21 protein-coding genes and 1 pseudogene are annotated in these 21,221 nt (G+C 40.1%); 13 read left to right on the top strand and 9 right to left on the bottom strand.

Annotated features, from left to right (window positions below; translation table 11 throughout):
* Window positions 1-120: 120 nt before the first annotated feature.
* The 6 genes from motA (at window position 121) to D3873_RS10425 (ending at window position 6,482) form a co-directional block, all read left to right on the top strand.
* On the top strand, window positions 121-927 hold the full coding sequence (gene motA / locus D3873_RS10450) for a flagellar motor stator protein MotA (protein WP_119883968.1): 807 nt from the start codon (window positions 121-123) through the stop codon (window positions 925-927).
* Window positions 908-1,678, top strand: coding sequence for a flagellar motor protein MotB (motB, locus tag D3873_RS10445; RefSeq protein ID WP_119883967.1), 771 nt, complete (start codon window positions 908-910; stop codon window positions 1,676-1,678). The genes motA and motB overlap by 20 nt, the downstream gene beginning before the upstream one ends.
* A gap of 411 nt (window positions 1,679-2,089) precedes the next feature.
* Window positions 2,090-3,148 (top strand): carbohydrate kinase, encoded by a 1,059-nt coding sequence (locus tag D3873_RS10440; RefSeq protein WP_119883966.1) that lies wholly within the window; start codon window positions 2,090-2,092, stop codon window positions 3,146-3,148.
* The gene (locus D3873_RS10435) at window positions 3,149-4,060 is read left to right on the top strand and encodes a pseudouridine-5'-phosphate glycosidase (RefSeq protein ID WP_119883965.1); all 912 of its coding nucleotides are present in this window, start codon (window positions 3,149-3,151) and stop codon (window positions 4,058-4,060) included.
* A gap of 130 nt (window positions 4,061-4,190) precedes the next feature.
* Window positions 4,191-5,483, top strand: a complete 1,293-nt coding sequence (locus tag D3873_RS10430; RefSeq protein ID WP_119883964.1) for an FAD-dependent oxidoreductase — start codon at window positions 4,191-4,193, stop codon at window positions 5,481-5,483.
* A 15-nt stretch (window positions 5,484-5,498) separates the two neighbouring features.
* Entirely contained in the window at window positions 5,499-6,482 is a 984-nt protein-coding gene (locus tag D3873_RS10425) for a class I SAM-dependent methyltransferase (RefSeq protein WP_119883963.1), read from the top strand.
* Between the two features lie 32 nt (window positions 6,483-6,514).
* Here the strand turns inward: D3873_RS10425 and D3873_RS10420 are convergent, their stop codons facing one another.
* Entirely contained in the window at window positions 6,515-6,736 is a 222-nt protein-coding gene (locus D3873_RS10420; RefSeq protein WP_119884531.1) for a DUF1128 domain-containing protein, read from the bottom strand.
* A 138-nt stretch (window positions 6,737-6,874) separates the two neighbouring features.
* Between D3873_RS10420 and D3873_RS10415 the strand changes: the two genes are divergently transcribed.
* Both D3873_RS10415 and D3873_RS10410 read left to right on the top strand, forming a co-directional pair.
* The gene (locus tag D3873_RS10415; protein WP_119883962.1) at window positions 6,875-7,291 is read left to right on the top strand and encodes a YtxH domain-containing protein; all 417 of its coding nucleotides are present in this window, start codon (window positions 6,875-6,877) and stop codon (window positions 7,289-7,291) included.
* A 23-nt stretch (window positions 7,292-7,314) separates the two neighbouring features.
* The gene (locus tag D3873_RS10410) at window positions 7,315-8,205 is read left to right on the top strand and encodes a YihY/virulence factor BrkB family protein (protein WP_238473769.1); all 891 of its coding nucleotides are present in this window, start codon (window positions 7,315-7,317) and stop codon (window positions 8,203-8,205) included.
* Between the two features lie 45 nt (window positions 8,206-8,250).
* On the opposite strand, the gene D3873_RS10405 is transcribed toward D3873_RS10410, so the two are convergent.
* The 4 genes from D3873_RS10405 to D3873_RS10395 all read right to left on the bottom strand — a co-directional run bounded on the left by D3873_RS10405 (window position 8,251) and on the right by D3873_RS10395 (window position 13,605).
* Complete coding sequence (locus D3873_RS10405; RefSeq protein ID WP_119883960.1) at window positions 8,251-10,122, bottom strand: heavy metal translocating P-type ATPase; 1,872 nt, start codon at window positions 10,120-10,122, stop codon at window positions 8,251-8,253.
* 1,042 nt (window positions 10,123-11,164) lie between these two features.
* Entirely contained in the window at window positions 11,165-12,709 is a 1,545-nt protein-coding gene (locus tag D3873_RS10400; RefSeq protein WP_119883959.1) for a fumarate hydratase, read from the bottom strand.
* 13 nt (window positions 12,710-12,722) lie between these two features.
* Window positions 12,723-12,899 carry an SE1561 family protein gene (locus tag D3873_RS13450; RefSeq protein ID WP_162920184.1) on the bottom strand — a complete coding sequence of 59 codons (177 nt, stop codon included), beginning with the start codon at window positions 12,897-12,899 and terminating at the stop codon, window positions 12,723-12,725.
* Window positions 12,900-13,221: 322 nt separating this feature from the next.
* On the bottom strand, window positions 13,222-13,605 hold the full coding sequence (locus D3873_RS10395; RefSeq protein WP_119883958.1) for an OsmC family protein: 384 nt from the start codon (window positions 13,603-13,605) through the stop codon (window positions 13,222-13,224).
* Between the two features lie 80 nt (window positions 13,606-13,685).
* On the opposite strand from D3873_RS10395, the gene D3873_RS10390 reads away from it, so the two are divergent.
* Together D3873_RS10390 and D3873_RS10385 are read left to right on the top strand one after the other, a co-directional pair.
* Window positions 13,686-14,855, top strand: a complete 1,170-nt coding sequence (locus tag D3873_RS10390) for an MFS transporter (protein WP_119883957.1) — start codon at window positions 13,686-13,688, stop codon at window positions 14,853-14,855.
* Between the two features lie 22 nt (window positions 14,856-14,877).
* Window positions 14,878-15,327, top strand: a pseudogene (locus D3873_RS10385) (HIT family protein); the annotation flags it as partial.
* 77 nt (window positions 15,328-15,404) lie between these two features.
* On the opposite strand, the gene ypfJ reads toward D3873_RS10385, so the two are convergent.
* From ypfJ to D3873_RS10365, 4 genes are all read right to left on the bottom strand, one after another.
* The gene (gene ypfJ, locus D3873_RS10380) at window positions 15,405-16,247 is read right to left on the bottom strand and encodes a KPN_02809 family neutral zinc metallopeptidase (protein WP_119883955.1); all 843 of its coding nucleotides are present in this window, start codon (window positions 16,245-16,247) and stop codon (window positions 15,405-15,407) included.
* A 96-nt stretch (window positions 16,248-16,343) separates the two neighbouring features.
* Window positions 16,344-17,717 carry a 23S rRNA (uracil(1939)-C(5))-methyltransferase RlmD gene (rlmD, locus tag D3873_RS10375; RefSeq protein WP_119883954.1) on the bottom strand — a complete coding sequence of 458 codons (1,374 nt, stop codon included), beginning with the start codon at window positions 17,715-17,717 and terminating at the stop codon, window positions 16,344-16,346.
* Window positions 17,718-17,766: 49 nt separating this feature from the next.
* Window positions 17,767-18,540, bottom strand: coding sequence for a polysaccharide deacetylase family protein (locus D3873_RS10370; RefSeq protein WP_205536261.1), 774 nt, complete (start codon window positions 18,538-18,540; stop codon window positions 17,767-17,769).
* Window positions 18,541-18,585: 45 nt separating this feature from the next.
* Entirely contained in the window at window positions 18,586-19,485 is a 900-nt protein-coding gene (locus tag D3873_RS10365) for a TIGR01777 family oxidoreductase (RefSeq protein WP_119883952.1), read from the bottom strand.
* Between the two features lie 279 nt (window positions 19,486-19,764).
* Between D3873_RS10365 and recX the strand changes: the two genes are divergently transcribed.
* From recX to D3873_RS10350, 3 genes are read left to right on the top strand one after another with little or no spacing between them, the layout of a single operon-like run.
* Window positions 19,765-20,589: a recombination regulator RecX gene (gene recX, locus D3873_RS10360; RefSeq protein ID WP_119883951.1), complete on the top strand. Its 825-nt coding sequence runs from the start codon at window positions 19,765-19,767 to the stop codon at window positions 20,587-20,589.
* On the top strand, window positions 20,573-20,899 hold the full coding sequence (locus D3873_RS10355) for a YfhH family protein (RefSeq protein WP_119883950.1): 327 nt from the start codon (window positions 20,573-20,575) through the stop codon (window positions 20,897-20,899). Before recX ends, D3873_RS10355 begins: the two co-directional genes overlap by 17 nt.
* Window positions 20,900-21,157 carry a YfhJ family protein gene (locus tag D3873_RS10350; RefSeq protein WP_119883949.1) on the top strand — a complete coding sequence of 86 codons (258 nt, stop codon included), beginning with the start codon at window positions 20,900-20,902 and terminating at the stop codon, window positions 21,155-21,157. It abuts the gene before it with no gap.
* Window positions 21,158-21,221: the final 64 nt, after the last annotated feature.

The raw sequence follows: 21,221 nt of genomic DNA, 5'->3' as shown, positions 1-21,221 counted from the left end.
TATCAATTGTGACAATATTTGTGCAACGATGAAGGAATGTGCAATTTCTTTTTATTTCTACTTTAATTTTTGTGTTTTTTTCCGAAATAAAACAGAGAAGAATTAGTTGGGGGTTACGAAATGGATTTAGCTTCAATAGTTGGGATAGTTTTAGGTATCGTTGCCGTTCTTGGCGGAATGATATTAAAGGGTGCAGGAATAGGAGTATTAATTAACCCAGCGGCGTTTATGATCATTATCATTGGAACGTTAGCGGCGGTTACAATCGCATTTCCGATGAGAGAGTTGAAGCGTGTTCCAAAGTTATTTGGATTAATTTTCAAAGAACAGCAATTGCAATCAGATGGAGAAATTATCAAAATGTTTTCCAGCTGGGCAGATTTAGCTCGACGTGAAGGACTTCTTGCATTAGAAGGACGTACGGCAGAAGTAGAAGATCAATTTCTTAAAAATGGTCTAACACTTGCGATTGATGGACAAAACGCAGATTATATTCGGGATGTGTTAACGCAAGAAGTAGAAGCGATGGAAGAACGTCACTTAAGTGGCGCTTTAATATTTACACAAGCTGGTACATATGCGCCGACACTAGGGGTGTTAGGAGCAGTAATTGGATTAATAGCAGCACTTTCCGATTTAAATGATATTGAAAAGCTTGGACATGCTATATCCGCAGCATTCGTTGCGACGTTACTTGGTATTTTCACTGGGTATGTTTTATGGCATCCATTTGCAAATAAATTGAAACGTAAATCGAAACAAGAAGTTCGCCAAAAAATGATGATGATCGAAGGGATCCTTTCCGTATTAGAAGGGGAAGCACCGCGTGTGATCGAACAAAAACTTTCCTCTTATCTATCAATGGAGGAACGTGAAGTCATAATGGCAGAAAGCGGGGCGAGCGGCCTTGGCAAAGAAGAGGCATAAAAAACATCACCATGAAGAGCATATTGATGAATCATGGCTCATTCCGTACGCAGATTTATTAACCTTGTTATTAGCACTATTCATTGTATTATTTGCATCGAGTTCGATAAATGTGGAAAAACTGCAACAGCTTTCTGTGGTGTTTAATGAAATCTTTGATGGTGGTTCAGGGGTAATGGATAATCCATCACCTGCACCAGTCCCAGTTCCGCAAAGCCCAAATGAAGAAGACCAACAAAGCTCTGCCTACTTGGAAGATCAAAAATCACTAACTGAAATCCAAAACCGTGTAGATGAATATATCGCAGTGAACGAATTAGAAAACCAGTTAGCTACCGAACTAACGGATGAAGGATTGCTATTAACAGTTCGAGACAGTATTCTGTTCGACTCAGGAAGTGCATCCATCAAGCCAGAATATACAAATATTGCAGCGGACATTGCGCAACTGTTAGAGTTCGACCCGCCACGTAGCATTGTCGTGACTGGGCATACTGATAATGTCCCAATGAATACCCCACAATTTGCCTCCAACTGGGAATTAAGCGTGAGTCGAGCAGTCAATTTCTTAAAAATGATCGTAAAAAATCCAGAACTAGATCCTCTGTTATTTAGCGCAAAAGGGTATGGAGAATTTAAACCGATTGCCTCCAATGACACACCAGAAGGTCGAGCTCAAAACCGACGAGTGGAAGTGTTAATTCAGCCACTTGTCCTAAAAGACGGTTCCGCAGCAAACGAAAAACAATAGAAATAACTCTTAACGCGATAGACGATTTGTCTATCGTGTTTTCTTATGGAAATAAAGTGCGTGGGAATTTCATTTCTAGACAAAACGATAAATTATCTCGGAGTTGCGAGTAGGACCCGCGACATTTTAATAGAAAGTTGAGACATTTTCGCTTCTTTCCAGCCCATTTTGGTGCAATCTCGCGCCATTCTCGATCAATTCGAACCCCTTTTAATGAATTTCCGCGACATTTTCCAAATAACCCCATTTATAATTCGGAATTTTAACTATTATAGGAATCCCTAAAAGTATTTACAGGATGCCGAAAAAGGTCCAACCTATTTAAGCATTTCCATTATAATCAGCATAATTATTGACAATATATATGATAAAAGTTTATATTTTAAACAAATATAATTTGGTGGTGAGGAAATGTCCGATAAAGAACGGGCAATCGTTGCACTGTTGAAGCAAAATCCATATAGCACCCAACAGCAGATCGCAGAAGAAATTGGCTTATCACGACCAGCTGTTGCGAATATGATTTCGGCGATGCAGAAAAAAGGGTACATTATTGGTCGCGCGTATATCTTGCCTACTCGAAAAGAGATTATTTGTGTAGGTGGTGCCAACATTGATCGTAAGTTCTTCTTGAAAAAAGAGCTTATTGAAGGTACATCGAATCCAGTGTCTGTTTCCGAAAGTGTTGGTGGGGTAGCGCGAAATATTGCAGAGAATTTAGGAAGAATGGAACATACAGTTCGTCTTTTAACAGTTGCAGGAAAAGATGCAGACTGGGAAAAAATCGCGTCAAAGACTAGTGGCTTTGCCGAAGTGCAGTCAGTTAAATTCTCACCTACCGGCACAACTGGTTCTTACTCAGCGGTGGTTAGTCCTTCCGGTGAAATGGATGTTGCTTTCGCGAATATGGACATTTACGAGGAGCTTTCGCCTACCTATTTAGAAGAGCAAAAGTCTTTTTTGCGAAACGCCTCGCTCCTGATCTCAGATTTGAATGTTCCGAAAGAGTCAGTTACCTATCTGCGTGACTTCGCGAAAGAGGAGAAGATTCCACTCGCGATTATTCCGGTATCTTCTCCTAAAATGGATCGATTGCCAGCAGTGCTAGAGGGAATCGACTGGCTGATTTGTAATAAAGACGAAGCGGAAACATTATTGAATACTTCATTCCAACAGGAGGAAGCAGTTTTCGAAGCATTAGAAACTATTCAAGTAAGAGGTGTGCGCCACGTCATTATTACAAGCGGCGCAAAAGGCGTGTATGTGAAAAGTGATGATCAACCAGGTTTTTTTGTAAAGGCAATTACCCCGAAGAAAGTGGTGGATGTGACAGGTGCAGGTGATGCATTTGTGTCAGCTACACTGAATGCTTTTTTGGCGGGAAATAAAATAGAAGACTGTGTTCAAGCAGGACTTGTTCACGCAACCGCAACAATTGAATCAACAACTACCGTATTGGAGGAAATCTAAATGGAAAACTATTTAACGTATTCAGAGGAAGTTCTAGCAGCGAAAAGAGAAGGGAAAGCAATTGTTGCACTGGAATCCACGATTATTTCACACGGCATGCCATACCCTCAGAACGTGGAAATGGCGAGAGAAGTGGAACAAATCATTCGTGATAATGGCGCAGTCCCAGCAACGATCGCAATTATGGACGGCAAAATTAAAATAGGATTATCAAATGACGAGTTAGAGTTACTCGGCACTAGCAAGAAAGTTGCAAAAGCTTCTCGTCGTGATTTGGCGTATTTAATTGCGACAAAACAGATGGGAGCGACGACCGTAGCGGCGACAATGATTTGTGCAGACTTAGCGGATATTCGCATTTTTGTAACAGGCGGAATAGGCGGAGTTCACCGCGGAGCTGAAACTTCAATGGACATTTCAGCTGATTTAGAAGAGCTGGCATCCACTAGCGTTGCGGTAATATGCGCAGGTGCAAAATCGATTTTAGACATCGGTCTAACGCTAGAATTTTTAGAAACGAAAGGTGTTCCAGTTGTCGGATATGAAACGGATTCTTTACCAGCGTTCTACACGCGAGAAAGTGAATTTGACGTGAATTTCCGAGTAGATACACCTCAAGAGCTTGCGAAATTATTGCAAGCTAAATGGGACTTACAGTTAGAAGGCGGAGTAGTTGTCGCGAATCCAATCCCGAAAGAAGATGCGATGGAAGCTGATTTCATCAATGGCATTATTGCACAAGCCCTTTCTGAAGCAAAAGAGCAAGGCATTGCGGGGAAAGAAGTGACTCCATTCCTACTTGGTAAAGTGAAAGAGTTAACTGAAGGAAAAAGTTTAACGGCGAATATTGCATTAGTGAAACACAATGCAGTTGTTGGAGCGCAAATCGCGGCAGCATATAACGAGTTGTAATAGGAAGAGAAGCTGTGGACCTTGAGTCTGCAGCTTTTTTTGTTTTCCTTGAAAAAATTCTTTTATTTCCAGAGCATCGAGACGTTTTAGAAAAGCGCTTAAAAGGAATATTAGAGAAGAGGTGAGGAACGTGAAAACGACCGAGGTGCTCGTCATTGGTGGTGGAATAGGTGGTTTAACGATTGCTTTGAAATTAGTCCAACGTGGTGTTCACGTGACGCTTGTTGAAAAGCTCCCTGGAAATAACAAGGTATACAAAGGGGAATTGCTACAACCGAAAAGTATGCAAATTTTCGATAAGCTTGGCATGCATGACCTCGTAAAAAATAGTTCGAAACAAATTGATGTACTCGATTTGATTGAATTAGATCGAAATAATTTGGTGAAAGATCAATCGTTTATGGATTATCGTGTGTTACCTCAACCTTATAATGCCTCATATATGATTCATCACGAGGAGTTAAAAAAGATTTTGCGTGACATTGCGCTTACTTTTGAGGAATTTACCTATTATCCCGCCACATCATGTACCTCGATAGATGGCCATATCGCGCAAATGAAGCAAGGACAGGAAACATTTGAAATTCAAGCAACTTACATCATTGGTGCTGAAGGTCGTGCTTCTGTTACTCGTAAAGCAATGAATCAATCGGTCACAAACTTTACCTATAATCATCACTTTCTAACGGTCACTTTTCCACGACCGGAAAATTTTGAAGGCGGTCAAATTATCTCAACGTACAATCGATTTTTGGGATTGTTTCCATTACCAGACAATCAAGTAAGGTCCGTCTATTTAATTCCCGCAGGGGAGTATAAGAAAATTAAAGAAAAGCCAATTGCTTATTTCCATAAACTATATACAGATTTGGCACCTGCAATTGATGGCTACGTGCAAGAATTACGTGATTGGAAAAAAATTCAGCTCATGATTCCGATTAAATATCATGCAGACAAGTATACGGATGGTCACCTTGCCATAATTGGAGATGCAGCGCATGCGGTGCATCCAATGGCAGGAGAAGGTATGAACATGGCGATTCAAGATGCAGATGTGCTTGGCGAACTGTTGGCAGATATTTTGGACAATAAAACATCGGATATTTCGTGGTACGAAAAAGTACGACGTCCGAGGGTTTCCTTCATGCTTCAAATGAGTCATTTATCCGCACTCGCATATTCGTTTCCTTATCAAAGTGTCAGTTGGTTCCGTCGAAAAGCGTTTGAGCGTATAGAAGAAGACCCAACGCTCCATTATAAGCAGATGCTAAATGTTTCCGGCTTAGGAATTTGGAAAGAATCCATCCAAGATCGCTTCATTCAAGGTGGTTTATTGCCAAAACGAATGGGGGAAGTATCGCTTGGTGTGAAAGAAAAACATGTTTTCAATGATCAACAAGATTATCCTTGGAAACGCAAATGAGAAGGGGGAAGTAAGATGGATATTATGAAAATGTTAGGTGCAAGAATGTGGATGAAACGAAACGAACCATTCCTCTATTCATGGCATGCGTATGTAGGATATGAAATGGACTTATTTAGCGCCTTTGAACGACCAATGAAACCATCGGACGTTGCAGATGCGTACAATATTGATGAAGAATTGCTACAGCAATGGGTAACAGTCGGATTAGCAATCGGACACTTAAAACGAGCCTCTCGTGAGAGGGTGAAAACAGGTGCGAAATGGAAGCTACCCCGAGCGAAAGGGGAGGCTTCCTCTGGCGTTATCTTAAAAGAAATGATGGAGCTACATATTCCAAGCTTGTTACAATATCCTGATTTGATGAGAAATAAAAGTCGCCAATCATTTGAAGAGGAAAAACACGCCCCAACGGTTGCACAAACAAGTCGATTACTGGAAACAGTTGCTATGCCAAAAATCACAAAACTTCTAAAAGATGGTCAAGTGAAAACAGTGTTAGACGTTGGATGTGGCGAAGCAGGCTATATCCGAAAGTTAGCGAGAAAATTTCCAGATGTTTCCTTTACCGGCATCGAAATGAGTGAATGTGTGGCAACTACGGCAACGGATAAATCGAAGGAGTATGTAAATGTCACGGTCTTGAATGAAGACTTGTGGGAGTACGATCCAGAAGAGAAATTTGATCTCGTTATTATGAATAATGTCATCCATTATATTCACCCTGAAAAGCGGCAGGATCTCTTCCGACGTTTAGCTGACTGGACAACAGAAAATGGTAAAATTTCGATAATTACGCCTATCGCTGGAGAAGAATCGGATACACCGTTTGTTGCGGCATTCAACGGATTCTTCCATACGTTTGAAAATTTACACCCACTCCCGAGAGAAGAAGAGTTGGTCAACTGGGGAGATGGAAGTAAGCTGCGATTTGATGGCAAATCGACCATCATACGTGAAGGTAGTTGGTATGCAGTAAAATATCAAAAATCATCGTAAAAAAACAGCCTGCCGATAGACTCGGCAAGCTGTTATTTTCGTAATGAACCAAGTTCCGCAACAATTGCTTGCATTTCACTTGGACTAAACGATTCACGTTTCATCACCATGTTGTATAAGTAAACTAAGTCTTCATATTGTTGCTCATCAAATGATTCTGATTTCATCGCATCGACATTGACCATTTTCAGCTTGTCTTTCATTTGGTCGATCATGTATGCGACATTTTCTTGTGAGGGATTCGTTAAATTCATCTTCGTTCCTACCTTTCGTTGCATGGATATAATCTTTCCATGGAATGAAAAGATTGTCAACTAGATGAGACTGTTTTGAACAGTGCTTTTTAGGGTAATATTAAACACATATACCAGTTAAATTTGGAGGGATTTTACATGAGTGAAAGTAAATTAGTCAAAGGTTTAGTTGTTGGTGCAATTGTTGGGGCAGGTGTAAGTATGTTTGATCGAGCTACTCGACAAAACATGAAACATCAATTGACGAATTTGTCTTCTGACGTGAAATACTATGCAACCAATCGCGATGATTTAAAATCGATGCTGAAAGAAAAATTAGAATTACTTCAAACGACATACGGTCAAATGTCGAACGACATTGAATATTTGTCCACTAAATTTGCGGAAGTGAAAGAAATGACACCACAAGTGAAAACGCTAGTTGAAGATACAAAATCGGCATTTATGGATTCGAAAGAAGAATATAAGCAACTAGTTGGAAAGGATGAAGAATTTACCATGCCAGTATTGCCTGAGCATGAATTAGATCCTTCATTATCCACTTATCGTCAATGAGCTGGTTAAATAAGCTAAAATTAATGCAGTTTCAAAAAAAAGAAAAAGCCGACCATGTGAACAATGTGTTGACATGGAAGGGCTTTTTTCGCGAAATAATGGAACGAGTAGCAAAAGTGGACGTGACCGCACTAGGTGCCCAATTGGCATTCTTTTTTCTATTATCCATATTTCCGATGTTAATATTCTTTGTTACATTGCTTCCATATTTACATATCCCGCAAGATCAGCTATTTCAAATTCTACAACTATACGCACCTGAGGAAGTATATGTGTTGATAGACGGTACATTAAGTGAAGTGTTAACCAATCGAAATGGTGGGTTGTTATCGATCGGGATTTTAGCGACTATTTGGTCAGCCTCTAACGGGATGAATGCGTTAATCAAATCGTTAAATCGATCGTACAATTTAATCGAAACGAGACCTTTCGTGGTAGCGCGTGGGATTTCTCTCGTGTTTACTATTTTGTTAATCGTATTATTTATCATCGCATTGTTATTACCAATTTTCGGAAAGCAAATTGGAGTTGCCATTTTTGCCTATATCGGTTACAAATCCGGGTTTCTCACAGTATGGGATGGAATACGCTGGATTTTGCCCCCTATTATGATTTTTGGCGTTTTCATGTTCTTATATTGGGTTGCGCCGAACCGAAAGCTGTATTTTAAAAGTGTGATTCCAGGGGCTGCTTTTGCAACTATCGGTTGGATTATTGTATCACTTGGATTCTCTCTATATGTTAGTAGTTTTGGAAACTATTCTGCAACCTACGGAAGTATTGGCGCAATCATTGTGCTGATGATGTGGCTATATTTATCAGGCATCATTTTAATGGTAGGTGGTCAAATTAATGCCGTCATGCAAGAACGAAAAGAATTGTTGAAAATGAAAAAAGCAGGAGCATCCGTTTAATCGGAGTTCCTGCTTTTTTTATGAGGTTTGCTTCGCTCATTATATCTAGTTGTTTTTCAACATACGTAACCCATTTAAAATGACAAGGATAGTACTTCCTTCATGACCAATGACTCCTAGAGGAAGATTTATCACTTGCATAAAGTTACTGGCAATCAGTACTAAGATGACAGCGATGGAGAAAAAGACATTTTGTTTAATGATTCGATTCATTTTTCTAGAGAGTTTTATGGAATACACAATTTTGGAAAGATCATTTTTCATTAATACCAAATCAGCGGTTTCGAGTGCAACGTCGGTTCCTTGACCCATCGCGATTCCAACATTTGCAGTTGCTAGCGCTGGCGCGTCATTAATCCCATCTCCAACCATCGCTACTTTCTTGTTAGTACCAAGCAATTTTTTGATTTCATCTACTTTCGATGCCGGTAAACAATTTGCAATTACCGAGCTAACACCAGCTTCATTACCAATGACAGTAGCTGTTTGTTCGTTGTCTCCAGTTAACATGACGACTTCAATTCCGAGTTCTTTCAGTTGTTGAATCGTGACGTGAGTTTCTTCACGGATTTCATCTTTTAACGCTGCAGCGGCGAATATACCTTGATCGTCGGCTGCGTAAAGAATGGTGTTTCCTTCATTTGCCCAAGTCACCGCGATACCGTTGTTAAATTGAAGAGCGCGCTCCGCACCAACTAAATCAGCTTTTCCGACTTGAATGAGTTCTCCTTGCATCATCGCCTCCAAGCCGAAACCAGGAATATCTTTCACATGCAATGTGGAATCAATAGGAATCTGTTTTTCATTCGCAAAAGCAAGAATCGCATGTGCTAGTGGATGATTAGAGCCAGATTCAATACTCGCGATTTTGGAAAGCGCCGCTTCTTCTGATAATCCAGAGCGAACACTAAAATGCGTTACGACAGGAGTCCCTTTAGTTAGTGTTCCCGTTTTATCCACTGCGAGCGTTGTAATATGCCCAATTTGTTCGATATGCACGCCACCTTTGAATAAAATACCGTTACGTGCCCCGTTCGAAATTGCCGCTAACGTTGCAGGCATAATGGATGCCACAAGTGCACAAGGGGAAGCAACGACAAGAAGTACCATGGCTCGGTAAATTGTCGTGTTCCAATCCCACTCGAACGCGAAATGAGGAAGAACCATCATCAACGCAACTGCCGCCAAAACAATTTTGACATACGTACTTTCGAATCGTTCGATAAATTGTTGTGATGGCGACTTTTCACTTTCCGCACTTTGGACCATTTGAATGATTTTTTGGAATAAAGAATCGCTCGTCGATTTCGTCATCTCTACTTTAATGGTTCCGTCTAAATTCACCGTTCCAGCAAAAACCTCTTGCCCAGAAGTTTTGGTTACCGGAATCGATTCACCAGTGATTGCAGCCTCATCAATCGAGGTCGTACCTTCAAGCAATAGTCCATCAATTGGAACACGTTCACCAGGCTTCACGAGAATTTTCTGCCCAACCTGTAAATCGGAAACAGCCGTACGAATCAGATCGCCAGAATCCGCCATTAACCATGCTTCTTCCGGCTGCAACTCCATCAAAGCAGAAATTTCCCGTTTGCTCTTATTCATCGTGTACGTTTCAAGCGCACCGCTTAATGCGAAAATAAATATTAAAACAGCACCTTCCGTCCAATACCCAATAGCTGAAGCTCCGACTGCTGCTAAAATCATCAAAATTTCCACATTTAAAGTGCGATTCTTTACAGTTTCCAGAATCCCTTCTTTCGCTTTCGCGTATCCTCCAATTAAAAAGGCAAGCACAAACAACGTTATAGAAAGAGGAGTATCGCCATTCGAACTAATCCACCATGCAAATGCAATCAAAATACCAGAAAATACAGCAGCGATTAATTCTATATGAGTTCGTATCGACAATGTCATAAGTTATCTCCTTAATTGTAATGATTACTACTTTATAATTATTATAATTTAAAAATAAGGGTTATACAAGTAGGATACATTTTATTTCTTTATTCGATACGAAGTGTCGAAAAACCTCTCCAATATGGAGGGGGGAGGTCTTGGAAATAAAAAAAAAGCATCTCATCAGAGATGCATCCGCATGGGAAATAATTGTCTTTTTATTTATAGAAGAAGAGGAAATTTATTATTAACGTGATTGGTTATTGTGCTTATGAGTTTTACTTTTTCGTATGAAGTAGACAATTGTTGCTACTGCTAATGCAAGTAATAAGAGAAAAATAATCGCATACCCTAACGCCACGAAATCACCTCAATTCTTTAGAGTGAGTGTACCATAATTTTACATGTAGCATTTCTGCAAGTCTGAAGTGTGGGGGTAATGAGACATTTCCGTGGGACATTAGGACACTTTCGAGAGACATTGGGACACTTTCGAGAGACATTGAGACATTTTCGAGAGACATTGGGACACTTTCGAGAGACATTGAGACATTTTCGAGTGACATTGGGTCACTTTCGAGAGACATTGGGACACTTTCGAGAGACATTGGGACACTTTCGAGTGACATTAGGACACTTTTCCGGGACATTAGGTCACTTTCGAGAGACATTGGGACACTTTGCCGTGACATTGAGACACTTTCGAGAGACATTGGGACACTTTTGAGTCACATTGGGACACTTTTGAGACACATTAGGACACTTTTGAGTGACATTGGGACACTTTTGAGTCACATTAGGACACTTTTGAGTGACATTAGGACACTTTCGAGAGACATTAGGACACTTTCGAGAGACATTAGGACACTTTCGAGAGACATTAGGACACTTTCGAGAGACATTAGGACACTTTTGAGTGACATTAGGACACTTTCGCAAAACTTCAGGACACTCTCGCCGCACATTAAGACACTTCCGCACGATCTCCAATCAATCTCCAGTCAGCCTTATCTTCTCATCCACAAAAAAGCCATCCACGATGGGATGGCTTCTCCTTCAACTATGATTGATATACTCGATCTGAGTATTGCGCTAGTTTTTCAAGGGATGATTTGTCTACATCTGCGTGTAGGCTGTTCCCGTGGGAGTCCATTGTGACTACGGCTGTAAAATCCTCCACTCGTAAGTGCCACATTGCTTCTGGAATGCCGAATTGCATTAAGTCGACACCTTCTACACCTTTGATACAATCGGCATAGTATTGTGCAGCGCCACCGATGGCATTTAGATAGACTCCGCCATGTTCATGAAGTGCGGCAAGCGTTTTAGGTCCCATACCGCCTTTCCCCATAACAGCACGGATTCCAAATTTTTTCATGATATCGCCTTGGTAAGGTTCTTCACGAATAGATGTTGTTGGACCAGCGGCTTTAATTTGATAATCGCCGTTTTCATCTTTTAACACAACTGGACCGCAGTGATAGATGATTTGACCATTTAAATCAATCGGTGCATCGTTTTCAGATAAGTATTTATGGATGGCGTCGCGACCAGTGTACATCATGCCACTAATTTTCACGACATCTCCAACTTGGAGTGCACGAATTTCTTCTTCAGAAATAGGAGCTCGCAGTTCTACCACTTTTTTTGCTGTTTCTTCCGTTTCTTGTTCGACATTTTGTTCGTCAAATGAAATCTTTTCCCCGTCTTGGTAATGCCATTTCACAATTTCTCCAGTAGAAGGATCTATGTTAACGGCTAAACGGCGATACGCCCAACAGTTATAGGCTACGGATACAAAGAAACTTGCAGGAATACGGTGCATCACACCGATTTTACATCCTAGTAATGTTGCTTCACCACCAAAGCCCATTGTGCCAATTCCAAGTGTATTCGCTTTTTCTACGATATAGTTTTCTAAATGTGCAAGCTCAGGGTTAGGATTCACATCTTCGACGGAACGGAAAAGTTGTTCTTTTGCTAGCTCATACCCTGCAGAACGATCGCCACCAATTCCAACTCCAATAAATCCTGCCGAACATCCTTGCCCTTGTGCTTGATAGACAGAGTGTAAAATACATTTACGAATCCCATCTAAATCACGACCGGCTTTACCTAGACCTTCTAACTCTGAAGGAAGACTGTATTGAATGTTTTTATTCTCACAGCCGCCACCTTTTAGAATCAGCTTCATTTCAATTGTGTCGTTTTCCCATTGTTCAAATTTAATAACAGGTACTCCGTCACCTAAATTGTCGCCACTATTTTTTCCTGTTAAGGAGTCTACCGCATTTGGACGAAGTTTTCCGTTTGTTGTAGCAGTTACAATCGCACGTTTTATCGCCGCTTTTATTTCCAATTGGTTGACCCCAACCGGAGTGTAAATTTTAAATGTAGGTAATCCAGTATCTTGGCAGATAGGCGAAACATTTTCATCCGCCATTTGGATGTTTGTTGTGATGGTGTCTAAGCTCATAGCGGCACGAGTACCAGCATTTTCAGCTTTTTTTGCAGCAGCTACTGCACGACGAACGTCTTTTGGAAGATTCGTAGATGTTTCGGTAATTAAATCATAAATACTTTGTTCTAGATTTTCTAAATACATCACAGATGCTCCTTTATTTTTTAAACTGTTCCATTTTAAGTTCAAGTTCGTCCATCATTGCAATTAGCCGGTCAATATCTTCTACGCGTGTAGATTCAGGCTCCATGCTATCTAATACTTCTAAAAACATATTCAAACGCTCTTTTAAGTAAGTAATTTGTTTTTCTTGATCGTCAATTTGTTTACCCATTTGGGACACCTCGCTTCATCAGTAATCTTATGACATTTTTCGTCATGTGACAACCGGAGGTAGGACTATTGAAATATTTTACTATTTTGTGTATTTAGAATATTTACATAATTCAAGAAACATGGTAAAGTAATTTTATTCAATAGATGAGGGGAGGCCGTAGTGAATAGTCGAAACCAATCAATTTTGTTGAAGGAGGGGGTTCGAACATTTCACCGGCAATCGAGCCGAGAATGGATTTATGGAAGTACAATTAGATAGGTGTAAAAAAACATAAAAGGCTCTGACATTCTATAGATGAATTGACAGAGCCTTTGCTATGTTAAATTATTTCTACCGTTTCGATAACGTCAATAGATCCAACAACGGATTGAACCATCGAGCAATTTTTTTTAGTTAATTCCATGATACGTGGCAATTTATCTTTCGATAAATCCTCTCCAGATAATTTAAAATGCAAATGAACCTTTTCAACGCGATTCGCAACATCCGGATTACGAACAACTTCTTTAACTTCAATATCCATTGAGTGAAGAGGAGTTCGCATTTTTTCGCATATTTGCTTTAATACTCCACCGCTACATACTGCTAAAGAAGAAACAAGTAATTGATATGGTCGGAACCCAAACTCCTCATTCGACGAAACTTCTAACTTCCCAAATTCTAATTCTGTAGAAAACCCATTTTCATTCATGACAAAGTGCATAATATATTCCTCCTATATGATAAAATTGTATCGGATTAAGACATATTCAACAATGAAACCGTTTCAGCAGGAGGAACACCATGACGGCAAATGAAAAAAGAAGATTTTGGATATTAGTGTCCATTGTTTCGATATCTGGATTTTCCCAAGGCATGTTACTGCCACTTATTTCCGTGATTTTTGAAATGGATGGAGTGTCCTCAGCATTAAATGGATTAAACGCTACAGGATTATACATAGGTACCATTCTTATTACACCTTTTATGGAAATACCACTTCGGAAATTTGGCTACAAACCAGTAATCCTCATTGGAGGAGCAATCGTGATTAGTTCCTTGTTAGTTTTCCCTCTTTGGAAAAGTGTCCTTTTCTGGTATATTTTACGCTTATTGATTGGAATTGGCGATCATGCCTTGCACTTTTCCACTCAAACTTGGATTACAAGCTTCTCTTCAAAAGAGCGTCTTGGAAGAAATATTGCACTGTACGGTCTGTCCTTTGGATTAGGTTTTGCTATTGGGCCACTTTTTGTTCCATTAGTAAATGTATTCGAAGGCTTGCCATTTATCGTCAGTGGATTACTTTGTCTCCTCGCTTGGACGTTTGTGTTTTTCCTTGATAATGAACATCCGGGCCATATGCATGAAAGCTCCACAATGAAAGGAACAATGCAGCGTTTTAAAGCAAGTTTTCTCATCGCGGGCTTTGCTTTTCTTCCACCATTTAGTTACGGTTTTTTAGAGTCCAGTTTGCATGCTATTTTTCCTGTATACGCACTCCGTGCAGGGATAGATGTTACGAGTGTTTCGATTATTCTTGCTTCCTTTTCTGTTGGTGGCATTGTCTCCCAGTTACCTCTAGGAATTTTGAGTGACCGAATCGGTCGAAAAGCGATCATATTAGTCGCATTGTTTGGGGGCGCAGCCTCGTTTTCGGGAGCAGCATTTTTAGAAGCCTCTTTAACAGCTGTTATTTCGTTCTTTTTCATCGCGGGATTATTTGTGGGTTCTACTTTCTCATTAGGAATATCTTACATGACCGATTTAACTCCAAGGAATTTATTGCCAACGGGAAATTTGTTGTGTGGTGTATTTTTTAGTATAGGAAGTTTAACTGGTCCGTTTTTTGGAGGAGTCTTTTTAGAGTGGAGTGGAGGAATAAGTTATATGTGGTTAGTAAGTAGCTTGTTGCTGCTAATTGGATTGATCAGTTTACTGGGGAAAACCAAACCTGCTTCAGAAACCTATTAAATGATCGCGAAAAAGGGAGAGAACAATGGATTGTTTAGGATGCAAATTAGCGAACAAAATAGAAAGCGCCAATGTCATTTTTGAAGATGATTGGGTAACCTGCCTACTCGATTATGACCCATACGAAGAAGGGCATACTTTAATTCTACCCAAGCAACATTACCGCTACTTAGATGAATTTAACCGAGAGACAGCTGAATCACTACATCGAGCTACTACACTCGTGTCAAAAGCAATCCGAAACCTGTATGATCCTGATGGAATTACGCTTTGTCAAAATGGTGGGGAAGTAGACGATTTAACCCATTTCCACTTGCATGTCGTTCCGAGAGATAAACTTCAATCATTTCAACCCTTTTTTGTGGAAAATAAAGAAGAGAATCGTCCAAGTCAACAAGACCTTTCTACAACGAGGGATAAGTTGGTTTCGGAAATACAGCTCCTTCTTGATCATCATCCTCAACATAATTAAAAGCACAATGCGAGTACACAGCATTGTGCTTTTGTTCGAAATTGATGGATTCCATTTTCTCTAATTCAGTAAACTACCTATAATTCTTTCGCGCTGAAGGTGTCTCCACCTTTTATCGTGCCATTTTCATATCCTTTTTCAAACCAGCGCATCCGTTGTTCCGATGTACCATGCGTAAATGACTCTGGATTTACTTCCATTCCAGCGTCTTCCATGATCGCATCGTCGCCAACGCCACTTGCAGCGTTCATCGCTTCTTCAATGTCTCCTGCTTCTAAGTAGCCTTCACCTTGCGCGTATTTTGCAAAAACGCCGGCATAATAATCCGCTTGTAATTCTAAACGAACGGAAGCCTCGTTATATTCTGCTTTACTTACTTTTCCTCGAAGATCACTTACTTGTTGACTAGTCCCAAGAAGAGATTGTACGTGATGACCTACCTCATGAGCGATTACGTATGCCATCGCGAAGTCACCAGGCGCATCAAATCGATTTTTCAATTCCTCATAAAAACTTAAATCGATATATAATTTTTGATCTGCTGGGCAATAAAACGGCCCCATTGCAGCACTTGCAGATCCACAGCCAGAGTTTACCGATCCAGAAAATAAGACCATGGTAGGTTCTACGTATTCTTTCCCTTGATCTGCAAATATATCGGACCATACTGCTTCTGTATCTGCTAACACGACAGAGGCAAAATTCGCTAATTCTTTTTCTTGATCCGTTTCCACATATTCACCTTGGGAGCCATTATCGACCGCTCCATTTAAAATATCACCGGGATTTCCGCCACCTAAAAACATATAAATAAGAGCAATGACTAGTCCAAATCCACCGCCGGCGATCCCAATTCCTTTACCGCCCATCCCTCGTCTATCTTCAACATTGGAACTAGCTGTTCTACCTCTCCATTTCATATAAAAACCTCCATCTATCTAATAGGAAAGACTCACTTAGTATTTCATTCCCAAAATACGTCGCGTATAATCCTATTTTTAGATGGAGGTAATGAATTATTTTCTTGTCAATAAAGTCACACATTCTACTTGAGATGTTTGTGGGAACATGTCCACTGGTTGAATATAGCTGATTTTATACGCTTTTTTTAGTTCATTTAAATCCTTCGCTAACGTGGACGGGTTACAAGATGTATAGATAAATCGTTTTGGACGGATGTTTAAAATGGTTTGTAACAAACTTGGAGCAAGACCAGTTCTTGGTGGATCTACCGTCAGAACATCTGGAACAAATCCGCTTTTACTCCATGTAGCGAGCCATGCTTCAGCGGTTCCTTCTTCGTACGAAACATGTTCAAAGCCATGTTTTTCCGCATTTTTCTTCGCATCATAAATGCTATCGGCAATAACATCCATCCCTCGAACTTCTTTCGCTTCAGGAGCGAGCCATAAGCCGATTGTGCCGACTCCGCAGTATGCATCCACAACGGTTTCTTTTCCAGTCAAATTCGCCGCACGTTTAATTTCGTTATATAAATTAATGGTTTGTGCTGGATTCAATTGGAAGAATGCCCGTGCGGACAAATCAAATGCTAACTCGCCAAGCTCTTCATGAAGCGTTTTTTTGCCATGCAATAATATCGTTCGATCTCCAAAGATAAGGGAAGTTTGTTTTGCGTTGACGTTTTGAACGACAGATACAATATTCGGATCGATGGCAGCTAGTTTTGAAATAAGCAGTTCACGTTTTGGCAATTCAGCTCTTGTCGTTACTAGTACAAGCTGAATTTCATCTGTCCGTATGCCAGTTCGAACAACAATTGTTCGAACGAGCCCTGCCTGGGAAACACCATCATAAATCGGGATATTCAATTCGTCTAATATACGTTTCGTGGCGTTCGTCACTTTCGTCGTATCAGGATGTTGAACGATACATTCTTCTATATCAAGCAATTGTTGCGTTCCTTCTGCAAATAAACCCGCTGCAACTTTACCGTTTTGTTCTCGTGTTTGGAACTGGCTTTTATTCCTATAATGCCACGGGTTGTCCATCCCTATCGTTGCGCGAACATCAATGGATGGTGCAAGTTCTCGAACGTACCGCTCTAACGCTTGCACAACCATGTCCCGCTTTTCGACTAGCTGCCTTGCATATGTCATGTGTTGAAGCTGACAGCCCCCGCATTCCCAGTAAATAGGGCAGGGGGGAGTTTGACGAAATTTGGATTCCTTTCGAACGTTTAAAAGTGTTGCTTCTGCAAATTTCGGATGAACTTTCGTTACTTTCGCAGTTACTTCTTCTCCCGGTAGTGCACCTTTTACAAAGATAACATTTCGTTTAAAATAGCCAATTCCTTCTCCGTTAATTCCTAAGCGTTTAATGGTTAAAGGGAATTTTTGTCCTAATTCGACAATTGTTTTATTCACCAAGATCGACACGTCCTTTACTACTGTTGCCTTCAGTATAGCGGACGCTGCACTACTTTACCAATGCATCAAGCGTAGAGAAGGTATATCCTTTCTCCTTTGCGGTTTGAATAAAATCTGGCAATGCATCCGCATTATCTTGAGACACGGTATGCATTAAAATAATTGCGCCAGGGTGGAGTTGTTTCACCAATTCATTGTATGCATAGGCTTTTCCTTGTGGTTTATTCGCATACCAATCGACAAACGCGACAGACCAAAACATATGTTGATAGCCATTTTCTTTTGCTACTCGCAGCATTTCTTCGTTAAAGACACCTTCTGGTGGGCGGACAAATCGAGTCTTTTTCACTTTCGTTTTACTTGCAAGTAATTCGTCAAAAGATTTCCATTCCTCGATCATCTTCTCCGTACTTAAATGAGCCATATTCGGATGATTTAGCGTGTGATTTCCAATTTCATGGCCATCTTTAATCATTCGATTCACTAATTCAGTGGCACTTTCCACATAATGCCCCGTTAAGAAAAACGTCGCGTGAATTTTTTCCTTTTTTAACGTATCTAAAATAGAAGCTGTTTTGCCGTTTTCATACCCATTGTCAAAGGTTAAATAGAGTGTCTTTTTTGACGCGGAGCCTTTATAATAGGCATCATATTTTTGGAGTAATGCATCAAACTGAGGTCCTGCTTGTGCTTGGTTTTCATTGGAAGCTTTTTGAAAGCCCCAATGCAGCGCACTTGCATCGGTTGAAAATGGATTGTACACAATACCAGCAATAATTATTGAAATGGCGAGGATGAGTCCTCCGATATGTTTTCCCATCAAAAACGCAACCTTTCTTTTTGAATAGGTTGCGTAAATCGGTCAATATTATGAGTAAATTGCATGTAAAGCATTTGTCAGCGTCGGATATTGGAATTGGAATCCGAGTGATTCAAGTTTCTCTGGTTTGACATGTTGACCCTCTAAAACAAGAGCACTTTTGTCTCCGAGAACCGCTTTTAAAATAAAGGAAGGAACTGGAAACCAATGTGGCCGATTTAAGACTGCACCAAGTATTTTTCCAAACGCATTATTTTGCTTAGCATCTGGTGCAACGACATTAAATGGACCGTGAAGATGTTCATTTTCCATCGCAAAAACAATTGCTCGAGCCACATCATGCACATGTACCCAAGATAACCACTGATCGCCACTTCCTATTTTTCCACCAACACCCATTTTATACGGTGTGGCCATTAAAGGGAGTGCACCTTCGTCTTTCCCTAAAATAATTCCGAAACGACCAGAAGCAACTCGAGTTCCGAACTTTTCAGCGTGCTCAGCTTTTTGTTCCCAATCAATTACAGTTTTCGCTAGAAAATCTGTCCCACGTTCGATCGAATTCTCGGTGTAAATCGCAGTCGTAGAAGCGGGATAGATCCCAATTGCACTCGCATTTATCCAAACGTTTGGCTTTTGCTCTAACTCCCCAACAATTCGCAGCAATTCATCGGTTGCTTCCATTCTACTTTCGTAAATCTTTTCTTTATGTTCTTCAGTCCAGCGTCCGTCATTAATCGAAGTGCCTGCTAAATTGACAACAGCATCCACGTTGTGAAGCTCGATTTCAGGTTTTGCTCCGTTCGCTAACCACTGCACTTTTTTTGTCATGCCATTTTGAGACGAATTTTTTCTCGTTAAAATCGTAACAGTATGACCTTTAGATTCTAGTAATCGAGTCAATTCTTGACCAACAAACCCGCTACCACCTGTAATGACAACATGCATTCTTCCTTCCTCCTCTGAACAATTCTATTTCTTGTTTTATTTCAAAAAACGAGTCTCTTCATGTTGATACGTTACTTATTGTATTGGTAATGAAAAGAAGCTCCCTTTTTCTTCACGTTTTTCCCATAAAAATTCTTGTTATCGGATACTTAAAAACATTTTGTGCGTCTCGATTACTTCTTACAAATATCATACCCGCCAAGTCGAAACGGTACTCCTTTTAATATGCTTTACCAAACTAGTTTCGAGAATGTTACGGTATACTTAAAATAAGAGGTGATGAACTTGCCAACTATTACAAAAATAAGTCGTCAGAAAAACAATCAAGAACGATACAATATCTATTTAGACGGAAAGTATGAATTTGCAGTAGATGAAGCCGTTTTGGTACAGTATGAACTGGCAAAAGATCGCGTCCTCGAAGACTGGGAAAGAGATGAAATATTATTCGATGAGGAAGTTCAGAAATCCTTTAATAAAGCGCTGCATTTTTTAGGGTTTCGCATGCGTAGTGAAAAAGAAGTGAAGGATAAGCTGAAAAAACTTGGTTACGGAGAAGCTGTCATTATTGAAGCAGTGCGTAAATTATATACATTAGGTTTCTTAAATGATGAAGAATTTTCGAAGGCACTCATGCAAACGAAGAAGAATTCCAACAAACAAGGTCCTAGAGCGATTCAACAAGAACTCATGAAAAAAGGAATTGATAAAAAGTTGCAAGAATCTATTCTAAATGACTACTCAGAAGAAGACCAATTAGCTACTGCCCGAGAAATACGTGATAAAGTGATTCGCAAACTGACATCTAAAACACCCTCTCAAACAAAAAACAAAATCCAAGAAACCTTAATGAGAAAAGGATTTAACTTTGAAATCATTCGAACAGTCAATGAAGAAGTTGAATGGGAAACGGAGACAGAAGAATGGTTGGAACTAATCTCTGCTCAAGGAGAGAAAGTCTGGGACAAGTTTGCCAAAAAATACAGCGGCTATGAACGAACTATGCGAGTCAAACAAGCACTATATCAAAAAGGATTTCCATCCGAACAAATCGATAATTTTATCGAACGAAAGGTGAACGAAGAAAATGGAGAAGAAATTTAGTGAAATGACGGAACAAGAAATAAAGACTGAAATAGCCTCTTTAATGGAAAAAGCAAAAAAAGCGAGTCAAATGGGATATATTAATGAATTCGCAGTATTAGAACGAAAAGTTGTCATGGCGCAAAGCTATTTAATCGATCCAGCTACAATTAAACCCGGAGAGATGTACCGAATTGAAGGAGACCCTGGCATGTTTTTTCAAGTGGACTATTTAAAAGGTCGATTTGCTTGGGGACACCGACTTGGTGGAGAGAAAAAAGAAGAAGCTTTGCCAATTGCCATGTTAAAACCGCTCAAGGAGGGAAAATAAATGGAACAAAAAATCACCCGTTTAACCGATGAATTATTAATGAAAAATACCTCTATTTCCGAAGAAAAAGCACGCACATGGATTGAACTGCTATGGTCAGATTTTGAAGCTTCCTACGCAAAAGCAGGCTACGATTATCAAGGAGACGCTGTCACCGAAAAAGTGATTCGTCAATGGATCAACAGCTACGGGGATCGCATTCACGAATTTGCTGCAACGAACCCGAAGTATGCCCATTTATTAAATGAAGGTGAGTAATTAAGTTTAATTGATATAAATAGATAAGGTACAAAGCGGAAATTACCATTGTGAGTGGTAACTT

It is taken from the genome of Paenisporosarcina cavernae, from assembly GCF_003595195.1.
GTDB classification, from domain to species: Bacteria; Bacillota; Bacilli; order Bacillales_A; family Planococcaceae; genus Paenisporosarcina; species Paenisporosarcina cavernae.
The sequence above is the reverse complement of the archived record's forward strand: the minus strand, read 5'-3'. Positions and strand labels throughout refer to the sequence as shown.

Coding starts and splice junctions, on each gene's coding strand:
- ypfJ (WP_119883955.1), bottom strand. CDS start 16,247: ATGAAATGGAGAGGTAGAACAGCTAGTTCCAATGTTGAAGATAGACGA.
- D3873_RS10355 (WP_119883950.1), top strand. CDS start 20,573: ATGGAGAAGAAATTTAGTGAAATGACGGAACAAGAAATAAAGACTGAA.
- D3873_RS10395 (WP_119883958.1), bottom strand. CDS start 13,605: ATGCACTTTGTCATGAATGAAAATGGGTTTTCTACAGAATTAGAATTT.
- recX (WP_119883951.1), top strand. CDS start 19,765: ATGAACTTGCCAACTATTACAAAAATAAGTCGTCAGAAAAACAATCAA.
- D3873_RS13450 (WP_162920184.1), bottom strand. CDS start 12,899: ATGGGTAAACAAATTGACGATCAAGAAAAACAAATTACTTACTTAAAA.
- D3873_RS10420 (WP_119884531.1), bottom strand. CDS start 6,736: ATGAATTTAACGAATCCCTCACAAGAAAATGTCGCATACATGATCGAC.
- D3873_RS10425 (WP_119883963.1), top strand. CDS start 5,499: ATGGATATTATGAAAATGTTAGGTGCAAGAATGTGGATGAAACGAAAC.
- D3873_RS10435 (WP_119883965.1), top strand. CDS start 3,149: ATGGAAAACTATTTAACGTATTCAGAGGAAGTTCTAGCAGCGAAAAGA.
- D3873_RS10440 (WP_119883966.1), top strand. CDS start 2,090: ATGTCCGATAAAGAACGGGCAATCGTTGCACTGTTGAAGCAAAATCCA.
- D3873_RS10410 (WP_238473769.1), top strand. CDS start 7,315: ATGCAGTTTCAAAAAAAAGAAAAAGCCGACCATGTGAACAATGTGTTG.
- D3873_RS10365 (WP_119883952.1), bottom strand. CDS start 19,485: ATGCATGTTGTCATTACAGGTGGTAGCGGGTTTGTTGGTCAAGAATTG.
- D3873_RS10405 (WP_119883960.1), bottom strand. CDS start 10,122: ATGACATTGTCGATACGAACTCATATAGAATTAATCGCTGCTGTATTT.
- D3873_RS10415 (WP_119883962.1), top strand. CDS start 6,875: ATGAGTGAAAGTAAATTAGTCAAAGGTTTAGTTGTTGGTGCAATTGTT.
- D3873_RS10390 (WP_119883957.1), top strand. CDS start 13,686: ATGACGGCAAATGAAAAAAGAAGATTTTGGATATTAGTGTCCATTGTT.
- D3873_RS10350 (WP_119883949.1), top strand. CDS start 20,900: ATGGAACAAAAAATCACCCGTTTAACCGATGAATTATTAATGAAAAAT.
- motA (WP_119883968.1), top strand. CDS start 121: ATGGATTTAGCTTCAATAGTTGGGATAGTTTTAGGTATCGTTGCCGTT.
- D3873_RS10400 (WP_119883959.1), bottom strand. CDS start 12,709: ATGTATTTAGAAAATCTAGAACAAAGTATTTATGATTTAATTACCGAA.